The organism is Roseomonas sp. TS2 (assembly GCF_058833935.1).
Map to the genome: position 1 here is coordinate 1 of NZ_JCACVY010000295.1, position 3,442 is coordinate 3,442.

Here is a 3,442-nt window from a genome sequence, read left to right on the forward strand (position 1 = left end):
CTGTCCTTCGCGCACCTGCTCGGCCATGCCGGCAAGAACGCCCGCGCCGAGGATGAGCGCGAGGACGAGGACAAGGCCAAGAAGGCGCGCCGCGCCTCCGAGGACGAGGAGGACGACAAACCGCAGGGCCGTCGCGCCTCCGATGATGAGGACGAGGACGACAAGCCGCAGGGCCGCCGCGCTTCCGAGGGGGAAGACGAGGACGACAAGCCGAAGGGCCGCCGCGCCTCCGAAAAGGAAGACGAGGACGACAAGCCGAAGGGCCGGCGTGCCTCGGAGGACGAGGAGGAGGATGAGCGCGACCCCGAGGGCCGCCGCACCACCGCCGAGGAGGATGATGAGGAGGAGCAGGACGAGGCGGACGAGCGCGATCCCAAGGCGCGCGCCGCCCGCCGCCGCGAGCGCGCCCGCTGCGCCGCGATCTTCGGCTCGCGCCATGCGGCCGGCCGCGTCGCCGCCGCCGCGCAGATGGCGTTCAAGACCAACATGAGCGCCCGCGAGGCCATCGGCGTGCTGGCCAGCCTGCCGGTCGAGAGCGCCAGCGCCCGGACCGGCGGGCTGGGCGCGGCCATGGGCGCGCTCGGCACGCCGCGCCCCACCGGCTCCGCACCGCCCCCGCCCAGCGGCCGCCAGGCCGTCGCCTCCTCCTGGGATGTCGCGGCCGGCCGCGCCGGCATCCGCAGCAAGTAAGGGACCACCACGATGGTCAGCCCCGTCCTCAACGAGCGCTTCTACCCGGGCGCCTTCATCATCTCCGAGGCCAACGGCTTCCGCTCGCGTGACACTGGCCTGGTGAAGAACCCGGGCGGCGCCGAGCTGGTGCTGGAGGCCGGCCTGGTGATGGCCACCCTCACCGCCGATGGCAGCCTGGTGCCCTACGACAATGTCGGCACCGATGGCAGCGAGGTCGCCTCCTGCATCCTCTACGCCGGCGGCGTGATCCCCGCCGGCGGCCAGAAGCGCCTCGCCATCGTGGCGCGCGACGCGGAGGTGAACAGCGCTGAGCTGCGCTTTGACGCCGCGGTCGACGCCGCCGGCCGTGCCGCGGCGCTGGTCGATCTCGCCACGCGCGGCATCATCGGCCGCTGATCCCCGCGCCCGCCACGCGCGGGCGCCTTTCCTGCAGCCCTGGGCCTGGACCCTGGCGCGCCCCATGGCGCGCGGCCGCCCGGATGGAGCATCCCGCCTTGACCATCCTGAACCTGTTCCGCCAGGACGCCTTCTCGGCCCTGGAGCTGACGAGCTTCGTCGAGCGCACGCCCTTCCTGCCGACCGGCCTCGGCAGCCTCGGCATCTTCAACGACAAGCCGATCCGCACCACGGCGCTCGCCGTCGAGGAGCGCAACGGCATCCTGACGGTGATCCCGACCAGCCAGCGCGGCGCGCCACTCACCGAGCGCCAGACCGAGAAGCGCAAGATGCGCTACTTCGAGACGCCGCGCCTGGCGCATGGCGACACCATCATGGCCTCGGAGCTGCAGGGCATCCGCGAGTTCGGCACCGAGAGCGTGCTGATGCAGCTGCAGACCGAGGTGGCGCGCCGTCTGGCCGGCCCGACCGGCCTGACCAGCAACATGGAATACACCTGGGAGCGGCACCGCCTCGGCGCCGTGCAGGGCATCCTGCTCGATGCCGACGGCTCGGTGCTGTTCAACTGGTTCGACGAGTTCGGTGTCACCCAGCCGGCCGAAATCGCCTTCAACCTCAAGGCCGCGACGCCCAAGGATGGCGACCTGCGCCGCAAGTGCAACGCCGTGGTGCGTGACATGCAGCGCAAGGCGCAGGGCGCCTGGACCCCCACCACCCGCGTGCAGGCGCTCTGCGGCGATGAGTTCTGGGACGACCTGATCAGCCACCAGGACGTGGTGAAGACCTACCTCAACTGGCAGGCGGCCGCCGAGCTGCGCCAGGGCGCGGCCTTCTCCTCGATGCACTACGCCGGCATCGACTGGCTCAACTACCAGGGCTCGAACGACCAGAGCACCATCGCCATCGAGCCGACCAAGGTGAAGTTCTTCCCCGTGGGTGCGCCGGGCGTGTTCGAGCGCGCCCTCGCGCCGGGCGAGACCTTCGAGTGGGTGAACACCCCCGGCAAGCCGCTCTACGTGCAGCCGATCTTCGACCGCGACCGCAACAGCTTCTGGCGCCAGGAGGTCTACTCCTACCCGCTGCACATCTGCACGCGGCCGGAGATGCTGCAGAGCGGCCGCGCCGGCACCTGACGCGCCATGGCCATCGACTTCGGTGCGCTGAACGCCGCCGTCCTGGAGGCCTTCGCCGAGCCGGATCGGGTGGCCTACCAGCCGCGCGGCCAGGCCGGCCTGATCTGGGTGCGGGCGATCTACGACCGCTTCCAGCTCCAGGCCCTGCTGGATGGCGAGGCGCCGGTCTCGGTCATGCAGACGCAGATCGGCGTCTGCCAGGCCGACTTCCCGCCAGGCTTCGTGCATGACGCGGGTGACCGCGTGCAGGTCCGGGGCATCAGCTTCGTCGCCAGCGACGCGCAGCCGGACGGCCAGGGCTGGGTCTACCTGCCCGTCAAGAAGATCGGCAGCGCCGGGCCATGAGCGATACCGACTGGCCCTCCGCCCGGGCCCGCATCCGCCACGCCGTGGTGGAGCTGCTCAAGGCGCGCGTGCCGGCGGTGCGGCGCCGGGTCTATCGCGGGCGCAGTTGGCCGCTGCAGGAGCGCGAGCTGCCGGCGCTGCTGGTCTATGCCTGGCAGGAGGACAAGAAGGCGCCGGCCGGCGCCGGCACGGCCGTCACCTCCTACGCCGTGGAGCTGACGCTCGCCGTCGAGATCCGGGTGGCCGAGGCCTCCCGCACCGGCGAGCAGGCCGAGGCGGTCGAGGACGAGCTGGAGGCGCTGGCCGGCGCCGTCACCGATGCGGTCATGCAGGCGCCCGAGCTGCTCGGGCGCACTGGCCTGATCGAGCGCATCGAGGGCGTGCGGACCACCTTTGGCGTCCATGGCCGCGACGCCGAGCAGACGCTGGGCCGCGCCCTGGTCGCCTTCGATCTGCGCTTCAGCGAGCGCTACCGGCTGCTGCCGCCGCCCATCGTCTGCGACGAGCCCACTCTCACCTTCGCGCCGCGCTTCGACGCCGCGCCATAAGGACCTCCACCCATGAAGGTGACCCCCTCGGAGGGCCGCGCGGTGCGCGATCCCGAGCTGCGCGACCTGCTGCCCGCCGAGGGCCGCGACGTGCCGTGCACCGACTACTGGCTGCGCCGCCTGCGCGATGGCGACGTGGTCGAGGCGCCGGAGGCTGCCGATGCCGGTGAATGACCGCGTCGAGATTCAGAAGGTCGCGAACGGCTGGGTCATCTCGCCTGTCCGCCTGTCCTACATGGACGCCGCCCGCTCCAGTGAGATCCACGTCGCCCGCACCCTGGACGAGGTGCTGGAGGCGGTGCGCGGCTTCCTGCTGACCGAGCTGGT

6 protein-coding genes are annotated in these 3,442 nt (G+C 71.9%); all 6 read left to right on the forward strand.

Annotated elements, in window-relative coordinates; genetic code table 11:
- On the forward strand, positions 1–690 hold a 690-nt coding region (locus tag ACZJYS_RS23550; protein WP_493180542.1), incomplete at its 5' end, for a hypothetical protein.
- Positions 691–702: 12 nt separating this feature from the next.
- Entirely contained in the window at positions 703–1,089 is a 387-nt protein-coding gene (locus ACZJYS_RS23555; protein ID WP_493180543.1) for a head decoration protein, read from the forward strand.
- 98 nt (positions 1,090–1,187) lie between these two features.
- Positions 1,188–2,222 (forward strand): major capsid protein, encoded by a 1,035-nt coding sequence (locus tag ACZJYS_RS23560; protein WP_493180544.1) that lies wholly within the window; start codon positions 1,188–1,190, stop codon positions 2,220–2,222.
- A gap of 6 nt (positions 2,223–2,228) precedes the next feature.
- Positions 2,229–2,567, forward strand: coding sequence for a head-tail joining protein (locus ACZJYS_RS23565; protein WP_493180545.1), 339 nt, complete (start codon positions 2,229–2,231; stop codon positions 2,565–2,567).
- Positions 2,564–3,115 carry a hypothetical protein gene (locus ACZJYS_RS23570; RefSeq protein WP_493180546.1) on the forward strand — a complete coding sequence of 184 codons (552 nt, stop codon included), beginning with the start codon at positions 2,564–2,566 and terminating at the stop codon, positions 3,113–3,115. Before ACZJYS_RS23565 ends, ACZJYS_RS23570 begins: the two co-directional genes overlap by 4 nt.
- 12 nt (positions 3,116–3,127) lie before the next feature.
- Complete coding sequence (locus ACZJYS_RS23575) at positions 3,128–3,289, forward strand: DUF2635 domain-containing protein (RefSeq protein WP_493180547.1); 162 nt, start codon at positions 3,128–3,130, stop codon at positions 3,287–3,289.
- Positions 3,290–3,442: the final 153 nt, after the last annotated feature.